This window comes from Amycolatopsis thermalba (genome assembly GCF_023376025.1).
In the GTDB taxonomy this organism is placed as follows: domain Bacteria; phylum Actinomycetota; class Actinomycetes; order Mycobacteriales; family Pseudonocardiaceae; genus Amycolatopsis_E; species Amycolatopsis_E thermalba.
In genome coordinates this window covers 5,223,078-5,240,558 of sequence record NZ_CP091196.1, presented here as the reverse complement: position 1 = coordinate 5,240,558, position 17,481 = coordinate 5,223,078, and the positions used below count along the sequence as shown (strand labels likewise).

Annotated in this window: 17 protein-coding genes; 11 read left to right on the top strand and 6 right to left on the bottom strand. The window is 71.2% G+C overall.

Annotated elements, in window-relative coordinates:
* Positions 1-30: 30 nt before the first annotated feature.
* Genes L1857_RS25465 through L1857_RS25455 form a run of 3 tightly spaced genes read right to left on the bottom strand, consistent with a single transcriptional unit; the run spans position 31 to position 4,321 of the window.
* Positions 31-1,743, bottom strand: coding sequence for an ABC transporter ATP-binding protein (locus L1857_RS25465; RefSeq protein ID WP_116110341.1), 1,713 nt, complete (start codon positions 1,741-1,743; stop codon positions 31-33).
* Positions 1,740-3,488, bottom strand: a complete 1,749-nt coding sequence (locus L1857_RS25460; protein ID WP_116110342.1) for an ABC transporter ATP-binding protein — start codon at positions 3,486-3,488, stop codon at positions 1,740-1,742. The genes L1857_RS25465 and L1857_RS25460 overlap by 4 nt, the downstream gene beginning before the upstream one ends.
* Complete coding sequence (locus L1857_RS25455) at positions 3,485-4,321, bottom strand: alpha/beta fold hydrolase (protein WP_116110343.1); 837 nt, start codon at positions 4,319-4,321, stop codon at positions 3,485-3,487. The genes L1857_RS25460 and L1857_RS25455 overlap by 4 nt, the downstream gene beginning before the upstream one ends.
* A gap of 94 nt (positions 4,322-4,415) precedes the next feature.
* On the opposite strand from L1857_RS25455, the gene L1857_RS25450 reads away from it, so the two are divergent.
* From L1857_RS25450 to L1857_RS25415, 8 genes are all read left to right on the top strand, one after another.
* Positions 4,416-4,748 (top strand): transposase, encoded by a 333-nt coding sequence (locus L1857_RS25450; RefSeq protein WP_240323140.1) that lies wholly within the window; start codon positions 4,416-4,418, stop codon positions 4,746-4,748.
* Between the two features lie 242 nt (positions 4,749-4,990).
* The gene (locus L1857_RS25445; protein ID WP_240323141.1) at positions 4,991-5,170 is read left to right on the top strand and encodes a transposase; all 180 of its coding nucleotides are present in this window, start codon (positions 4,991-4,993) and stop codon (positions 5,168-5,170) included.
* Positions 5,171-5,179: 9 nt separating this feature from the next.
* Entirely contained in the window at positions 5,180-6,085 is a 906-nt protein-coding gene (locus tag L1857_RS25440; protein ID WP_198958356.1) for a helix-turn-helix domain-containing protein, read from the top strand.
* Positions 6,086-6,207: 122 nt separating this feature from the next.
* Positions 6,208-8,160: an AMP-binding protein gene (locus L1857_RS25435; protein ID WP_116110345.1), complete on the top strand. Its 1,953-nt coding sequence runs from the start codon at positions 6,208-6,210 to the stop codon at positions 8,158-8,160.
* A gap of 3 nt (positions 8,161-8,163) precedes the next feature.
* Positions 8,164-9,468 (top strand): condensation domain-containing protein, encoded by a 1,305-nt coding sequence (locus tag L1857_RS25430; RefSeq protein ID WP_116110346.1) that lies wholly within the window; start codon positions 8,164-8,166, stop codon positions 9,466-9,468.
* A gap of 44 nt (positions 9,469-9,512) precedes the next feature.
* Complete coding sequence (locus L1857_RS25425; RefSeq protein ID WP_143266241.1) at positions 9,513-10,865, top strand: condensation domain-containing protein; 1,353 nt, start codon at positions 9,513-9,515, stop codon at positions 10,863-10,865.
* A gap of 179 nt (positions 10,866-11,044) precedes the next feature.
* On the top strand, positions 11,045-11,884 hold the full coding sequence (locus tag L1857_RS25420) for an alpha/beta hydrolase (protein ID WP_116110347.1): 840 nt from the start codon (positions 11,045-11,047) through the stop codon (positions 11,882-11,884).
* A 276-nt stretch (positions 11,885-12,160) separates the two neighbouring features.
* Positions 12,161-12,928, top strand: a complete 768-nt coding sequence (locus L1857_RS25415) for a glycosyltransferase family protein (RefSeq protein ID WP_205413211.1) — start codon at positions 12,161-12,163, stop codon at positions 12,926-12,928.
* 21 nt (positions 12,929-12,949) lie between these two features.
* Here L1857_RS25415 and L1857_RS25410 read toward each other — a convergent pair whose 3' ends face one another.
* Entirely contained in the window at positions 12,950-13,246 is a 297-nt protein-coding gene (locus L1857_RS25410; RefSeq protein ID WP_094008176.1) for a hypothetical protein, read from the bottom strand.
* Positions 13,247-13,465: 219 nt separating this feature from the next.
* Here L1857_RS25410 and L1857_RS25405 point away from each other — a divergent pair, with 219 nt between their 5' ends.
* Together L1857_RS25405 and L1857_RS25400 are read left to right on the top strand one after the other, a co-directional pair.
* A complete protein-coding gene (locus L1857_RS25405) occupies positions 13,466-14,251 on the top strand; it encodes an enoyl-CoA hydratase-related protein (RefSeq protein WP_205413212.1) in 786 nt (261 codons plus the stop codon).
* Positions 14,252-14,341: 90 nt separating this feature from the next.
* Positions 14,342-14,797 carry an SRPBCC domain-containing protein gene (locus tag L1857_RS25400; protein ID WP_116110350.1) on the top strand — a complete coding sequence of 152 codons (456 nt, stop codon included), beginning with the start codon at positions 14,342-14,344 and terminating at the stop codon, positions 14,795-14,797.
* A 2-nt stretch (positions 14,798-14,799) separates the two neighbouring features.
* Here the strand turns inward: L1857_RS25400 and msrA are convergent, their stop codons facing one another.
* Both msrA and L1857_RS25390 read right to left on the bottom strand, forming a co-directional pair.
* Positions 14,800-15,321 (bottom strand): peptide-methionine (S)-S-oxide reductase MsrA, encoded by a 522-nt coding sequence (gene msrA / locus L1857_RS25395; protein WP_116110351.1) that lies wholly within the window; start codon positions 15,319-15,321, stop codon positions 14,800-14,802.
* 121 nt (positions 15,322-15,442) lie between these two features.
* Complete coding sequence (locus L1857_RS25390) at positions 15,443-16,156, bottom strand: ArsR/SmtB family transcription factor (protein ID WP_158224474.1); 714 nt, start codon at positions 16,154-16,156, stop codon at positions 15,443-15,445.
* A gap of 55 nt (positions 16,157-16,211) precedes the next feature.
* Between L1857_RS25390 and L1857_RS25385 the strand changes: the two genes are divergently transcribed.
* The gene (locus L1857_RS25385; RefSeq protein WP_249466481.1) at positions 16,212-17,438 is read left to right on the top strand and encodes an MFS transporter; all 1,227 of its coding nucleotides are present in this window, start codon (positions 16,212-16,214) and stop codon (positions 17,436-17,438) included.
* Positions 17,439-17,481 lie beyond the last annotated feature (43 nt).

The window sequence follows — 17,481 nt, the reverse complement described above, 5'->3', positions numbered from 1 at the left end:
GAGGGGCGCCCGCCCCGGCGGGCGCCCACCTCAGTCGTGCGCCGGCTCCAGGGACAGGTCCCAGAACCCCGCGTAGCGGCCGCCGCGCCGGAGGAGCTCCTCGTGGGTGCCGTCTTCGGTGATCCGGCCGTGCTCCAGGACGACGATGCGGTCGGCGCGCCGGACCGTGCGCAGCCGGTGCGCCACCATCACCACCGTGCGGCCGGCCATCAGCCGCTCGATGCCGTCCTGCACCGCGGTTTCGTTCACCGGGTCCAGCGCGGAGGTCACCTCGTCCAGCAGCACGACCGGGGCGTCCTTCAACAACGCGCGGGCGATCGACACCCGCTGGCGCTCGCCGCCGGACAGCAGGGCACCACCTTCCCCGACGGTCGCCGACCAGCCCCCGGGCAGGCGCTCGACCACCTCGTCCAGCCGGGCCGCCGTCGCCGCCGCGCGGACCTCCGCCGCGGTCGCGTCCGGACGGCCCAGGCGCACGTTCTCCTCGATCGTGCCGTCGAACAGGTACACGTCCTGGAACACGATCGCGATCCGGGACATCAGCTCCGCGGCCGCCATCGCCCGCACGTCCACGCCGCCGACGCGCACCGCGCCCGCGTCCACGTCGTGGAACCGCGCGATCAGCTGCAGCAACGTGCTCTTCCCCGCGCCCGAGGGGCCGACCACCGCGAGCCGCTGCCCCTCCCGAACGGACAGTGACACACCGTCGACCACCGTCCGGTCGCCGTGCCGGAAGGTGACCGCGTCGAACTCCAGGTCGTGGCGCTCCGGCACGACCGGGTCGGCCGGTTCCGGCAGCGGCTCGGTGCGCAGCACCGCGTCGAGCCGGGCCAGTTCGGCGCGTGCGGCGCGCAGCTTGCCCCCGGTTTCGGCCAGCGACAGCAGCGGATCCGCGCACCGCGCCGCCAGCACGAGGATCGACAGGACCTCCGCCGCGCCGATGCGCGCGCCGAGCGCGAGGGCGGCGCCCAGGACCAGCACTCCGGTGAACATCGCCTGCACCACCAGCGTCAGGCCCACCGCGGCGGGCAGCGCCGACAGCGTGGACCGGCGCGACGCGCGCTGCACGTCCCGCAGCGAGTCGTCCAGCAAGCGGAACCGTTCGGCGGTCCGGCCGCCCGCCCGCAGCACCGGCTGCGCCTGCAGGAACTCGATCACCCGCGCGGTGGCCTGCTGGTCGCGTTCGTGGCGTTCCGCGTCCGCGGCGGCCATCGCGCGTCCCGACCAGACCTGGATCGCCACCACCAGCGGCGCGGCGGCCAGCGCGGCCAGCCCCAGCCACCAGTCGAACGCGAGCATCACGGCGACGACCGTCAGGGGAGTCACGCAGGCCGAGACGAACGGGGCCAGCAGGTGCGCGATCACGCTCATCGCCTGCAGCACGCCGCGACTGGCCAGCACGGACACCTCGCCGACCCGCCCGGCGCCGTACCAGCCGAGCGGCAACCGGGCCAGGTGGTCGCCGAGCCGGTGGTACATGCCGCGCAGCAGCGTGCTCCCGACCCGGAAACCGGCGAGGTCGCCGGCGTAGCGCAGCACCGCGTAGACCGCCACCGCGGCGCCGAACCCGGCCAGCCACGGCCAGACCTCCCCGGGTGTGCCGCCGAAGAGCGCCCGCAGCACCGGCACCAGCAGGGCGTAGGACAAGCCCTCGGCGATCGCGGTGACGGTCATCAGGGCGACGGTGCGCCGCACCGGGCGGGCGTAGTCGCGGCCCAGCACGCGCAACAGCGTGGCGATCATCGTGGTTCCTCTCCCCGGGCCCGCCAGAACGCGGCGAACTTCCCGTTGTGCGCCAGCAGTTCGGCGGGCTTGCCGTGCTCGGTGATCGACCCGTTCTCCAGCATCACCACGGTGTCGGCGCCGGCGATCGTCTCCAGCCGGTGGGCGATCACCAGGATCGTGCGGTCGCCCTTCAGCGTCGCCAGCGCGCGGCGCACCGCGTGTTCGGTCCGCGGATCGGCGAAGGCGGTGGCCTCGTCGAGCACCAGGACGGGCGCGCCGGCGAGCAGCGCACGGGCGATCGCGATGCGCTGTGCTTCGCCGCCGGACAGCCCGGCTTCCTCGCCGAGAACCGTGTCGTAGCCGCGCGGGAGTTCCAGGATCCGGTCGTGGATGTTCGCCAGCCGCGCGGCGCGGACGACATCCGCACGATCGGCCCGCGGCACCGCGAGCGCGATGTTGTCCGCGACGGAGGCCCGCAGCAGGGACGTCTCCTGGAAGACGAACGACACCATCCGGTGGAGCCGGTCGCTGCCGATCTCGCGCAGGTCCACGCCGCCGAGCGTGACCGAGCCGGAGTCCGGGTCGGCGAACCGCGGCAGCAACCGGACCACAGTGGACTTGCCGCTGCCCGACGGGCCGACCAGCGCGGTGACCGTGCCCGGTTCGAGCACCAGATCGATGCCGTGCAGCACCTCGTGGCCCTCGACGTGGGAGAACCGGACGTCACGCAGTTCCACCCGGTGTCCCCGCGGTGCGACGGGGTGTGTGGGTTCCGGCAGCGGCGGCACCGCGAGGACCTCCCGGATCCGGCCGACCGCGCGCCCGGCGGCCTGCAGGTCGTCGAACCCGTGGCCCAGCGCGGCGACCGGGGCGGTCAGGCCCAGCCCGAGCAGCAGGAAGGGCAGCAGGTCGGCCGGGGCCAGGCTGCCCGAGGTGATCAGGGCCGCGCCGCCGACGAGCACGACCACCAGCACGAACGGCGGCGACAGGGCGAGCTGCATCGCCGCGGCGATCCCCGACATGCCACGCACCCAGCGGAGGAAGGTGGCGACGAAGTCGTCGGTGGCGGTGCGGAACGTGCGGTGGGCGCGCTCGGACCCGCCGAACGCCTTGACCACCGCGATGCCGCGCACGAACTCGACGACGGAACTCGCGATGCGGCCCATGGCGGCGTCGAACTCCCGCTGTTCACGCTGCCGGGTGGTGGTCGTCATGAGCGGGACCATCGCCACCGCCAGCACCACCGGGATCAGGGTGATCAGCGTGAGCCGCCAGTCGATCGAGACCAGGTAGACCAGCGACACCAGCGGCACGACGAACGCGGAGACGAGCTCGCCCGGGGTGTGGGCGAGGAACGGGTGCACGGCGCTGACGTCGTCGCCGACCACCTTGGCCAGCTCACCGGTGCGGCGGCGGGCGAACCAGGCGATCGGCGCCCGGCCGAGCCGCGCGGCGAGGTGACGGCGGAAGGACAGCTGCACCCGGCCATCCAGCACGTGCGCGATCCCCGAGGAGGCGGCGGTGCACAGCAGCCGGACGAGCAGGCCGCCCGCGCCCGCGAGGACGACCGTCCACACGCGACCGCTGTCGGCGGGCCCCGGCGCGAGCAGGGCACGGCCGAGTTCGGCGACCGCCAGCAGCGGCGCGAGGCCCGCCAGCGCGCCGGCGACCTGCAGCACCACCACGGCGGCGAAGGCGGGGAGGTGCGGCCGCAGCAGCCGCCCGAGACCGGCCGGTGCGGCCTCCACCGGGGCGGTGGTCATCGAGCCTCCTTACCGCTGGCGGGCGACGAGCGGGCGTCGGTTCGGCTGATCCGGGCGGTGAAGGCCAGCAGGGCCGCGGCGGTCCGCGGCGGGTCTTCGAGGATGGGTGAGTGCCCGAGCCCCGGCAGCATCTCGACGGTGGCACCGGGAACGGCGCGGTACCGCGCCGCGGACGACGGCCGCCACCGCCGGTCTTCCGCGCCGAAGAGCACCAGGAGCGGCTTGCCGAGCGCGGCCAGCCGGTCCGGCAGCGGCTGCTGCTCCAGGTAGGCGAGGGAGGCGCGCATCGTCCGGCGCAACGCGTCGTGGTTGACCGCGCGCGCGTCGTCCACGAGCTGTTGCGGGATCTCGAAACCCGCGTGGAAGGCGGGACTCAGGGCCTGCCGGATCCGGTCGTCGGTCAGGTGCGCCCACTGTTCCGCGCTGATGGCGGGTTCCGCCGCGATGAGATCGCTCGTCCGCGGGCCGGTGTTGACGAGCGCGAGCGCGGTCACCAGGCCGGGCCGCAGCTCGGCGAGGGCGGTGGCGACCGCGCCGCCGGCGGAATGGCCGGCGACGACGGCGTGCTCCACGCCGAGCCGGTCCAGTGCCTCACCGACCCGGCGGCCCTGCTCCGGGATCTCGTAGCCGGGATCGGGCGAGGGGGCTGAACGGCCGTGGCCGGGCAGGTCCACCCGGATGACGCGGTGGGACGCGGTCAGCAGTGGAACCAGCGGCGCCCACGACCGGCTCGATGCGCCCGAGCCGTGGACGAGCAGGAGCGCGGGCCGGCCGGGTGGGCCGTCCTGGCGCACGGACAGATGGTCGGGCGCGGGATGGTCGTGACGGGTCATGGGCACACCCTCGCCGCCTGCGCGCCCCGGTGGCTTGGACGAATGTTCCCCTCCCCGGCTCGCCTAGGGCGTGTCTGGCAAGGTTGTGGCTGGGATGGTGCTGGTTGTGTCGCGGTGTGAGTTGCTGTCGGATGGGCAGTGGGAGTTGATCGAGGGCTTGTTGCCGGTGCGGACGGGTAGGCCTGGTTGGCCGTTTTCGGGTGCGCGGGCGATGGTGGAGGGGGTCATCTTCCGGTATCGGGGGGTTGCGTGGCGGGATGTGCCGGTGGTGTTTGGGCCTTGGCAGACGATCTGGACCTGGCACCGCCGCCTGGCCCGCGAGGGCAGGTGGGATGTGGTGCTGGCCCGGCTGCTGGCCGCGGCGGAGGCGGCCGGGCTGATCGGCTGGGCGGTCTCGGTGGGTTCCACGATCGCCGGTGCTCATTAGCACGCCACCGATATCACCCGCCACGCAGGGGGCTGGATCGAACTACACGACACCCGGGATCGAGCCGCCTGACCATGCCATCGGCCGCCCCCGCACCCGGCCCGACCGAGTGCGCGGCGACAAGGCCTACCCCTCCCGCGCCATCGGCAACCACCTGCGCCGCCGCGGAATCCGCGCCGTCATACCGGAACCCGCCGACCAGATCGGGCACCGCGTCCGCCGCGGGTCCCGCGGCGGACGCGGTGCCCGTCTTCGACGCCCAGGACTACCGCGGCCGCAACGTCATCGAACGCAGCTTCGACCAGCTCAAACAATGGCGCGGCACCGCCACCCGCTACGACGAACTCGCCACCCTCTACCGCGCCGCCATCCTCATCCACGACACCATCACCTGGACAAAGGCATTGCCAGACACGCCCTAGGATGGGCACGTGGGGCGAGGTGACGATGCGGCGGTGTGGGAGGTCACGCGCCCGGCGCGGCCCGGCGTCGTCGCCGGTGTCACCATCGCCGGTTTCCGGCGCGGCGCGAGTGGCGCCGAGCACCGGCTGGTGCCGCACGCGGTGGTGACCCTAAGCGTGGACTTCGGCGCCGAACCGGTCATCGTGGACGACGCGACGGGCGTCCGGCGCCGAGGGAGCCTGGCCGTCGGTCTCGGTTTCGGCGGCGCGGTGTGGGTGCGGGGCGCGAACATCGAGTGCGTGCACGTCCGGCTGTCCCCGTTGGCCGCCCGCGCCGTCCTGGGCTTCGACCCGGCGGATCTGGCGGGCGGGATCGTCGCCCTGGACGACCTGTGGGGCCGGGACGCGGCCCGGCTCGGTGAGCGGCTCAGCGCCACCGCGGCGTGGCAGGACCGCTTCGCGGTGATCGGCGGCTGGCTGGCGCGCCGGCACGAGGCCGGGGCGCCGGTCGAGCCGGAGGTCGCCTGGGCGTGGCGGCGGATGGTGGCCGGCCGCGGTCAGGTCCGGGTCGACCGGCTGGCGGCCGAGCTCGGGTGGAGCCGCAAACGCTTGTGGTCCCGGTTCCACGCGCAGATCGGCCTGCCACCGAAACGCGCCGCGAAACTGGTCCGCTTCGACCACGCCGCCCACCGCCTCGCCGAGGGCCAGGACCCGGCCCGGGTCGCGGCCGAGAGCGGCTACACCGACCAGTCCCACCTGCACCGCGACATCGCGGCCTTGGCCGGAACCACACCCGCGGCGTTGGCCCGGGAAAGCCGCGAGGCCACCGCAGCGCTCACAACCCCCGGACAGGAGGGAACACTCCTGGCCCCAGCGTGGGCGATGTGCACGCCGGGCCCCGGAGCGGCCGCGGTCAGAGGAGGTACACCCCGTTGAGCCACTGTCCGCTCGCGTCGTCGGAGTAGACGCCGAAGTTGAAGTCGTAGTTGCCGTGGCGGTTCTGCCACAGGTGGCCGGACGCCCTCGCGGGGCCCGGAGTACGTGACTGAACTGCCTGAATGCGCGTAGCGGACAAGACCGTGCGCGGTACGGATGACCGAGGCCCACCCGGCCTCGCTAGCTTGGTGACCCAGCCCTGTTGGGACACATCTTCCTGGAACAGGAAAACAATGTACCGCCACACGGAACAATTCGCGCCTGGACCGAAGACCGTGCCGGCCCGGCTGGCAGCACGCGCGGCAGATCGTCCGGACGAGATCGCCCTCCTGGTCCCCGGTCAGGGATCGTTGACGTTCGCCGAATGGGATCAGAGATCCCGCTCGGCGGCACAACACCTCGTGAGTCACGGCATCAGGCGCGGTGACCGAGTCGTCCTGCCCTGCAGTCCGTCCGACTGGATCGGATACGCGACAGCGTACGTAGCTGTTCAAAAAGCGGGCGCCGTCGCTGTCCCGGTGATCGAAAAGCTCGGCCGACGGCACCTCAACGCGGTTGTGAAATCGTCGAATGCGGCCGCGGTCGTCACCGAGCGCGCCGACGGGATCGAGGCGGAGCGGATTCTGAGCTTCGGTGGTGTGCCGCCGGCCACGATGAGCGATGGGCCGGCGATCGAAGTCGGCCCCGCCGACGACGCCGAAATAATCTTCAGCTCGGGCACGACCGGCGCTCCGAAGGGCATCGTCGCCACGCACGAGAACTTGCTTTTCACGCATGCGGAAACAGCGAACACCAGCGAGTGCAAAACAGTGATCCACGCCCTGCCGCCGGGGGCTCTCGCCGGGCAGGGGCTCCTGCTGCAACCGTTGGATGCGAGGCCGCACCGGGTCGTCGCGATGCCGGAATTCGACGACGAAACGTTCCTGTCCGCGATCGCGGAGTACGGAGCGACCGATGTCGTAATAGTTCCGACACTGGCCCTGTCACTGATCGACTACTCGCGGACCCACGAGTTCGACTTCTCCTCGGTGCGAGCAGTGCGCACGATGAGCGCCCCCATCGCTCCGGCGACATTGCGTCAGTTGCAGGACGTGTTCCACGGTGCCGAGATAGCCAACATGTACACGACCACCGAGTCCTGGCCTGCCCGGATCAGGACCAGGTACGACGTCAGCCATCCCGACTCCGTCGGCCGCAGCCGGACGACCGGCCAGGTGCGGATCACCGACGCCGACGGGGCCGAGCAGCCTGCCGGGGTCGACGGGTTCATCGAACTCCGGTCCCCAGGGGCACCTCAGCGGAGATACCTCGATCCTCCGGCAGGTGCCACGGATGTCTTCAAGCGAGACGGGTGGGTGCGTACCGGTGACATCGGGCACGTCGACGAGGACGGCTACCTGTACCTCGTGGACCGCAGCGCCGACCTGATCATTTCCGGCGGGATGAACATCTCCACGATCGAGCTGGAGAAGGTGATCATCGAGTTCGACGGGATCTCCGAGGTTGCTGTCGTCGGGATTCCCCATCCCCTGCTCGGCGAGCTCGTCGCCGCCGCTGTCCGCACGAGTGGTGACGTATCGCTCAGCGCCCTGCGCGAACACGTGCGAGACAGGCTCGGCCACCCCAAGACGCCGCGCCACATCGTGGTGGTCGAGGAGTTCCCGCGAAACCCCATGGGCAAGATCGTCAAAGCGAAGTTGAGGGACAGCCTCGCCGCATCGGTGGCTGCCGGCGCTGCAACGGAGCAGGCAGACCTCGCCGGACGGGTGCGCGCGCTCTGGCAGGTGGCCCTCGGAGACCAGGTCGCCGACGACCGCGCCGGCTTCACCGATCTCGGCGGCGGCTCTCTGGCGGCCATCGAACTGGTCAGCCGGATCCGCACCGACCTGCACCGGCGCATCACGCAACGAGACGTGTTCGATGCGGCGAACGTCCACGATTTCACGGCCATGGTCGAGAAAGCGCCGTTGATCGAGAACGCCGGCGCCGGCCGGATCAGACCGGTGCGGCGGCGAGTCCGGGATGCCGGGCCGACCTCGCCGGCGCTCGGGAACGAACCCGCGAGCGAGTCCTGAACCATGCGCACAGAGGCATCTCCCGGATTCTGCTTCCCCGCCACGTTCCGGCAGGAGTGGTACTTCCGGACGACCAACGGCGGGTGGTCCGATTTCAACAACGGGATCGTGCTCGAAGCGCGGGAGGTGCTCAACAGGGCGGCGCTCGACGACGCTGTCCGATGTCTTGGTCATCGGCACGAGGCCCTGCGGACCAGTTTTCGCCGGCAGGAACGCGCGGTGGTCCAGGTAGTCGACGAATCGCGCACGCCGCGACTGGATTTCGTCGAGCACCCGATCGAGGGCGAGCGAGACGAAACGCTGTCGCGGGCAGTTCTCGAACCTTTCCGCCTCGATGGTGGCCCCCTCGTCCGGATCGCGCTGTACCACGACACGAAGGCACGCGAATACGTCGTGATCGCGTTGCATCACGCGGTGTGCGACGGGTGGTCGCGCGGGTTGCTGATTCACGACCTCACCGAGCTTTACCGATCGCGTGCCGAGAACCGCCCGGCCCGTCTCGCACCGGTCGAAATCCAGCCGGCGGACTACGCCGTGTGGGAGAGGGAGACCACGGTCGCACGCGATGTCGAACGCTGGTACCGCCGGCTCGCGTTGGATCAGGACGGCCTGCGGCTCGACGACAGCCACCGTGTCACCGGCGGGATGTTCCAGGTCTTCTCGGTAGCCGACATCGACAGCCGGGTCGCGGGAAAGCTGGGCGGACAGGCGCGGAACCGGGGCACGACGCTACCGCGTCTGCTGGGTGCTGCCACCGTCAGGTCGGTGACCGAACTCGCGCGCGACTCCCTGCGCGTCGGCTTCGTGACCGCGAACAGGCACCTGCCGGAGCTGCGCCGAACTGTCGGGGAAATCGAGGACACGCTGCCCCTGAGACTGGCGACCGCGCCGGACCTGACATGGAGCGAACTCATCGGCCGCTTCGACCGTGAAGTATCGGAAGCTTATGACCGGCAGATCACGCTCAGTGCCATCCATTCACTGAGCAACGAAAGGCTGACGGACGTCAACCACCACCTTGTCGACGTGACCGTCAACTGCAGGGACTACCAACGTCATCCATCGGGCAACGTCGGCGAGGTATCGGTCCTGTTCGACGAGCTGACTCTCAGAATGGACGGCCGACGAATCCGGCTCCCCAACGGAGCGGGCCTGATGGGCGCGTTGAACTTCCAGTTCGACTTCCCCGCCGGCGGGGGACTCGGCGTATCGCTGATCGTGAACACAGCGGCGATCCCGGATGACGTCGCACGCGCGGCCGGACGAAGGCTTCTGACTTGCCTCGACGAGCTCGCCTGCTCGCAGTGACGGCGAATCTCTCGACGCACACGAACTCCGACCCGGGGGTTTCGATGACCGACGATCCGGAAATCCGTTGTCCGGCGTCGTACCTGCAGGAGTCCTGGTACCGGGCGCACCGGTCCATCCAGTCCAGCCACAACCTTCCCCTGATCATCGAGGTGACCGGTTGTGCCGATCCGGATGTGCTCGTACGCACACTTCATCTTCTCGCCGATCGGCACGAGATACTGCGAACATCTTTCGCCGCTCGCGACGATCAGGTGTGCCAGGTGGTGCGCAACGCTGCTGACGTCACCTTCTGGTCTGCAGACCTGTCGCGATCCGGTTCGCCGTGGGACGAGCTGCTGCACCTCGCCGCGCCACACTGGCAGGCCGGGTTTTCCCTGTCGGCCGGCTCGCCGTGGAGGGCGGGTGTCGTGAAGCTCGCGGAGCGACGGCATGTCGTGGTGCTGACCCTGCACCACGTGCTGGCCGACGCGTGGTCCACCGCCATCGTGGCGCGGGACTTCGAACGGATCTGCAGAAGCCTGACCGCGGCCTGCGACGCAACGCTGCCGCCCATGGAGATTCAGTTCGGCGACTACGCCAGCTGGGAACGCGCCCTTTCGGCGGACGACTTCGACGAACGGTACTTCGAGGCGCTTCGGTCCTGCGGCGTCAAGCAGCAACGCTTGCCGAACTGGGCCGACGACGGCTTCGAGATGGTGCCACAGCCGGCTCCCGCGGTCCGGCCGGACGCGGTTTCTCAGCTCTATCGGGCGTTCAGTGGCAGCGATTGGATTCTCGCCTCGTCGGTTCTTACCGCGGTGTCGGCGACCCTTTACCCGTATCTCGGCGGCGCGATCCTGATCGGATTCGTCTCGGCGAACCGAGCGCGGCCCGAACTGCTGCCCCTTGTCGGGCCGGTGTTCAACTACGTGACCCTGCCTTGCGAGTTGCGGGCCGGAGCGACAGTGGGCGAGGCGGTGGGGCTCGCTCGCCGCGAAGTGGCCAGAGCTTCGCACCTTCAGGTCCCGCTCGGCTTGGTCGAGCGTTCCCTGGGAGCGGACCAGGCCACCATCTTCGACGTGACCGTCAACGTCATGAAGGCGCACCAAGACGGGCGGCAGGCGATGCCGCCTCCGGCGGATGATCCTACTTTCCGGGTTCGTCCGTTTCCGCTGAGCGCGTGGTCGCTCACTGGTGACGGAAGACGGTTCGCGGCGACCAGTGGGCTCAACTTCAACGTGAACATGAACCCGGACGGGTCGCTGTCGCCGGGGATCCGCTACAACTCCCAGCTCGTCGGTACCGACCTCGCGGTTCGACTCGGCGTCAGTTTCTCGCGCGCACTCGAACTGGTCGCCACGTCGCCTCAGTGCGGGGTGTCCGAGCTGCTCGATCATCTGATCGAACCGAAGTGAGCCGACGAGTGGCGAGGGACGGGAGCCCTGGCCGCCGACCGCCGCTGTGATGGACCTGTGACACTGAGCTCCGACTGCGCGGCGCCCGCTGGAGCGCGGGTTGCGACGACGCATGTGCACGTCTAAATTCTACTGGTTGAGGCCGCTGGTCCAGCAGATGAAACGGCCCGTAGGATGACGTGTCTCGCCCGGAGGTCGCCATGCTCGCTCCCGCTCCGCAGGCTGTCACCACTGCTGAATCAATCCCCGGCCTCGACGCAATACGGGAGAATACGCTGATCCGCGAGGTCGACGGCGTCAAAGTCACCGGTGAGGTCATCGAGCCCGCCGGGCGCGGACCGCACCCCGTCCTGTTGTACCTCCACGGTGGTGGGTTCAGCAGTGGTTGCTCGCGGGACTACCGGAACGTCACCCTTCGTTTCGCGCAAGCGGGATTCCTGGTCGCTGGAGTGGACTACCGGCTGTGTCCACAGTATCCCTTTCCGGCGGCTTTCGAGGACTGTACGTACGCTGTGCACTGGGTCGCGCAGGTCGCATCGAGTTACCACGCAGACCCTCGACGCCTCGTCATCGCCGGCGATTCGGCGGGTGCCAATCTTGGTGCCGCCGTTGCCGCGCAACTCGCGTCGGCTCGGAGTGACCTGAGAATATCCGCCGCGGCGTTCGCATACGGTGTGTTCGACCTCGAATACCTGATCGGGAGTGCCGCGGATGATCGCGCCGCCACCCGTCTGGCCTCCTATGTCGACGTGACCACCGAGAGGCTGCGAGATCCCCGGGTCAGCCCGATTCGTTCGGCGCACGTCCTGCCGCCGACCTACCTCGTCGTCGGTTCCGACGATTCCGTGTACCGGCCGCAATCGGAACTTCTGGCGGCCCGCCTGAAGGATGCTTCGATAGAGCACCAGTTCACCGTTGCGGACGGCTTGTCGCACGCCTTTCTCACGACGGAGGCGTGCCGCTCCTCCGTCTCGGCCGTGGTCCAAGAGATGACCGACTTCCTGGCCGACCATGTGTGATCGGCCGAAGCTGACGGGTATTTCTCGCATGCACCGTGAGGTTCTGGCGTTCGCCGGGGCCAGGGGCCGTCGCGGCTGCCACAGGTAGCCGGGCGGGCCGGACGCCGCCTCGGCGTCGCAGATGATGTCGTCGGTGCGCAGCGTCAGCGTCGGGATGTCGCCGGAGAAGTTGCCGGTTCCCGCGAGGGGCGCGCCGACGACCGGGGGGCGCCCTGACGTGCGTTGACCCCGAGCGGGACGGCCGGGTAGCCGACGCGCCGGCCGGGACCTGGTTTGATGGGCGGACATCGTCTCGATCTGGGGGATTCGTTGCCGAAGGTCAGCGTGATCACGGCCGTCCACCGCGGGGGGCACCACTTCCTGCGGCAGGCCTACGCCTCGCTGCGGGACCAGGTGCTCCCGTCCGGCTGGGAGTGGGAGTGGTGCCTGCAGGAGGACGGCGACAGCGGCGTGCTCGACGCCCTGCCGCCCGACGACCGGGTGCTGCCCGGGTCCGGGTTGCCCGGTCGTGCGGCGGTGGCCCGGACGATGGCGCTCGCGCGCGCGACCGGCTCGGTGGTGCGCACCCTGGACGCCGACGACGTCCTGCTGCCCGGCGCCCTGGCCCGCGACATCGAGGCGCTGGGCCGGGTGGCGTGGTGCACGTCGGCGTGTGTCGACCTGCTGCCGGACGGTTCGACGCGGCCCGGCCCCTACGACCCGCCCGCCGGACCGGTGGCGCCCGGCCGGTTCTACGCCGAACAGGCCGGCGACCGGTTGTCCGTGCAGGCCAACACGTTCGCCGCGCACACGGACCTGGTCCGCGCCCTGGGCGGGTGGCCGGCGCTGACCGGTGCGGAGACCGTCGGGCTGCTGCTGGCGGCCGAGGCGGTGGCGCCGGGGGAGTTCATCGCGGAGCCCAGCGTGCTCTACCGCAAGCACGACGCCCAGACGACGGCCGCCGACCGCTACTGGGACGAGGCCGAGGCCGCGGCGCGGATGGAGAGCGTGCTGGCCCGCGCGGAGACGCTGCGCCGGGCGGGCTGGCGTTGGCGGTCCGCGTAGGACGGTTCGCGCACCGGTCGGTCAGAGGCGTTCGTCCCGTACCACGTCCAGGTTGTGGAACACCGGTTCGCCCTCACACAGCTGCATCATCTCCTTCGCGAACCGGTCGGTCTCCGGCAGCGACGAGTTGCGCATGGCGTCCTCATAGGACGGGAACTCGACGAACTCCATGTAGGTGCCCGGGTGTTCCCGGTCGCTCATCAGGACCGCGTGGGTGGCCGTCCGCTTGCCCTGCGTCTCGGCCAGCCAGCGGTCCAGCATGTCGCTCATGCGTTCCGGCTGCGTGGTCTTGTACTCGATGACCTGAACGAAAGTCATGTCCCGCTCCTTCACAGACTCGGGAGAGGCCATCGTCCGCCCGCCCGCACCGCGGGTCAACACCTACGCGCGCGTCAAGGATCCGCGAGCAGGTCGATCCACTTTTCGTGTCCGAGCCCATTCCCACCACCGGCACGCTCCCCACGGGAGAGCCGCAGCTGTGGTCGGCCAGATACCCGATTACCGGGTGATCGCCCAGCCGCGCCCTCCGAAGCTCTGGTGCTGGAAGGACATCCGCTCATCCCGGTCGAGGCCGGTCACAGCGACTCCACCGTGCTGCACGTGCCCGACCTCGGGCTGGTCACGGCCGGCGACGTCGCCCACGAAACTGTGCACCAGTACCCCGCCGACGGCGGGCTCGGCGGCGGCATCGACGCGTGGCTGCGGGCCCTCGACAAGGTGCGCGGCCTGGCGCCGGTGGCTGTGGTCGCCGGCCACGGCGCGTTCGACCTCGCGATGCTGCATGACCCCTCCCGTGCCTACGCCCTGCTCGAGTCGGACGATGGCCTGCGCTGTGGTGTGCTGTTCGCGCGCGGCGAGCACTTCACCGCCGGGCTGGACCTGGCCGACGTTGGCCGGGCGATCCAGGCGGGCACCGGGCTCTCCCCGGACGGCGGCCGCGATCCGTGGCGCCTGGACGGGAACTCGACCACCCCGGCGGTCGCTGCGCAGGGGTGGGTGCTCACGCTCGGCATCGAGCTGCTCCTTGCCGCCGGCATCCGGGTCGCGAGCCGCGACGCCCGCTTATCCCAGCTCGAGGTCCGCCGCGGCATCTACCCGTTCGGCGGCGCAACCCTGCGTTTTCCCGCGAAACTGGCTGGGGCAACGCCATGCGCTGGATGCTCACCGGCGACGAGTTCGACGCCGCCGAGACCCACCGCCTCGGTCTCGTCCAGGAAGTCGCCGCCGCCATCGACCAGTCACGCGCCTGTTCGCCACGGCCGACGGAAGGAAGGCAACCGGTCGTTCCTCGAGCGGCGCAAGGCCGCCTTCGCCGGCCGCTAGGTGCGGTGCCCTCCGCGGCAGCGGGTCGCGCACCGGGGCGAACGCGGGCAGCGGCTGGACACCAGCGGGCCGTCGCGCCAAGGTGTTGCCGTGACATCGACGAGCGTTTCCGGCTTCGTGCGTGCACCGCGCGCCGAGGTCTACCGTGCCCTGGTCGACGCCGCGGCGATCGCCACCTGGCGGGTCCCGGACGGGATGACCGCTCGGGTGCACGAGTTCGAGCCGCGGGAAGGCGGGCGGTTCCGGGTCTCGCTGATCTACGACGACCCCGGCCGCCAAGGCAAGTCCGGCGCCCGCACCGACACCTACACCGGCCACTTCGCCGCGCTCGAACCCGGGCGGCGCGTGGTCGAGGTCATCGAGTTCGAGAGCCCCGACCCGGCGTCCCGGGGCGCGATGACGATGACGACCACCTTGGCCGACGCCGACGGCGGCACCGAGGTCGTGATCCGGCACGACGGGATCCCGGCCTCGGTCGCCCCCGCGGACAACGAGACCGGGACCCGGATGGCGCTGGCCAAGCTCGCCGCGTTCGTCGAGCGCTGAGGTCAGATCACGTACTGCGCGAAGGACTGGCGCACCTTGTTCACCTTCGGCAGCGCGACCGCGAGGCAGTAGCCCTGGCCGGGGTTCTTCGCGAAGAAGTCCTGGTGGTACTCCTCGGCCCGGTGGAACTCGCCCAGCGGCTCCAGCGTCGTGACGATCTCGCCGTCCCACCAGTCGCCGGCGCGCTTGATCGCGGCCTCGAACTCGGCGCGCTGCTGGTCGTCGGCGGGGAACATCGCCGAGCGGTACTGCGTGCCGACGTCGGCGCCCTGGCGGTTGAGCTGCCGCGGGTCGTGCAGGGTGAAGAAGACGTCGAGGATGGCCTCGGCCGGGATGACCGTCTCGTCGAACGTCACCGCGACCGCCTCCGCGTGCCCGGTGCGCCCGGTGCACACCTGCTCGTACGTCGGCTGTGCCGTCTCGCCACCGGTGTAGCCGGACACCACGTCCTGCACCCCGCGCAGCGTCCGGTAGACCGCGTCCAGGCACCAGAAGCACCCGCCGGCCAGCACGAACGTCCGCATCTCGCATCACCTCTCACCGAGTAGTCCGGCTCGCACCCGGTCAACCCCGGGTCTGGGTCCAGTATTCCGGTGCCGCCCCGCGGGAGCCGGGAGGCGGACCTGTCCGTGTGGACCGGCGGCCTCACCGCTCCAAGGTCAGGCCCGGGAGCAGCCCGGCCAGCCGCTCGGGGGCGCCGGGGCGGAGGGTGAGCGTCCGGCCGTCCTGGTCGATCTCCACCAGCTTCTCCGCGCGGAGCCGCGCCAGGATCGCCTGCCCCAGCGCGCCGCCCAGGTGCGGCCGGCGCAGCGTCCGGTCCAGGCAGCTCGTCGCCGTCTTGCGGCGGCTTCCGGCCAGCTCGGCCGCGTCGATCCCCAGGCGGTCCAGCACCTGCGCCGCCCGCGGGCCCAGCTCCAGCTCGTCGGTGTCGGCCCGGCGGCGCAGCGCGTCCGCGGCCAGCAGGTGGTCCAGCACGGCCACCCCGAGCCGCCCCGCCGCGTGGTCGTAGCACAGCCGCTCCGGCGGCGCCGCCGGGCCGGGCACGGGGAGCGCACCGCCCGCGTAGTCGGCCAGCGCGTCCAGCACCGCGGTGATCGACGGGTCCTTCAGGCGGTACGTGACGTGCCGCCCGCTCTGCGAGGTGACCACCAGCCCGGCCTGGCGCAGCTTCGCCAGGTGGTTGCCCAGCCGCGCCGGCGTCACGCCGAGGATGTCCGCCAGCTGGGTCATGCCGTGCGGCCCCTCGTGCGCGAGCAGCTGCAGCACGGTCAGCCGGATCGGGTCCGCCAGCTCGCGCGCCAGCCCGGTCACCGTCGCCACCACCGGCTGTTCCGCGCTCGTCCATCCGAGGGAGGTCACCCCCACAGCCTACCATCGACTTTCACGTTTCACGGATACGTGATAGGTCTATGTGATGCTACGACGCTACTGGCAGGAGCAGATCCCGCCGCCCGGCCCGTTCCGGGTGCTGGCCCTCGGCGTGCTGGTCACCACCGCGGGCGGCGGCGCCTGGTACACGACGTGGGCGGTCTACTTCACGACCGTCGCCGGGCTGCCCGCCCCGGTCGTCGGCCTCGGGCTGATGCTCGCCGGCGGCGCGGGCCTGCTCGCGGCGACTCCGGTCGGCGCGCTCGCGGACCGGATCGGGCCGCGGGAGCTGCTGATCGCCCTGATCGCGATCGAGGGCGTGTCGATGGCCGCGTTCGTGTTCGCCCAGCACGTCGCGGTGTTCCTGGCCGTCGCGGTGGTCAACACCACGGCCGAACGCGCCACCGCCGGTGTCCGCACCGCCTACGTCGCGCAGCTGGCCGACGAGGCGACCCGGGTGGCGCACCTGGCCCGGCAGCGCGTCGCCAGCCACCTCGGCTACACCGTCGGCGCCGCGGCCGGGGCCGCCTGCCTGACGCTGGGCAGCCCGGCCGCGTTCCACGTCCTGATCACCGTCGACGCGGTCACCTCGCTGATCTACGCCGCCCTGCTCACCCGGGTGCCCGCGGTGCGGCCGGTCGCACGCGCGAGCAAGCCGCGCACCCTGTTCGCCGATCCCGCGTTCCTCGCGGTGGTCTCCACGACCGGCCTGCTGTCCCTGTGCTGGGGCCTGGTCTCGACCGCGCTCCCGCTGTGGCTGGTCCGGAACACGCACCTGCCTGCCGGGCTCGCCGGCGTGGTCGTGATCGTCAACTCGCTCGGCGTGGCGCTCCTGCAGGTCGTGGCGAGCCGCGGCTGCACCGGTGCCCGGCACGGCGCCGCGCGGGCGGCGTGGTCGGGCGGCGCGCTGGCGCTGGCCTGCCTGCTGTCCGCGGCGACCGGCGGGGGTGGCGGTGCCCTGGCTGCCGGGCTGGTGCTGCTCGCCACGGCCGCCCACCTGGCCGGCGAGCTGTGGTTCATCGCCGCGAAGTGGGCGCTCACGCTCGACCTCACCCCGCCCGGCGCGACCGGCCGCTACCAGGGCCTCGCCGCCACCGCCCAGGCGGCCGCGCAGATGCTCAGCCCCGCGCTGATGACGCTGCTGGTCGGCACCTGGGGCCGGCCCGGCTGGTTCGTGCTCGCCGCGGTGTTCCTCGCCGCCGGGCTGGGCACGATCCCGGCCGCCCGCTGGGCGATCCGCACCCGGATCGAAACCGGTTCTCACGCCGTGTGACCCAGTCTCGGCTCACCAAGCTTGTCCATGATGAGAACATGTT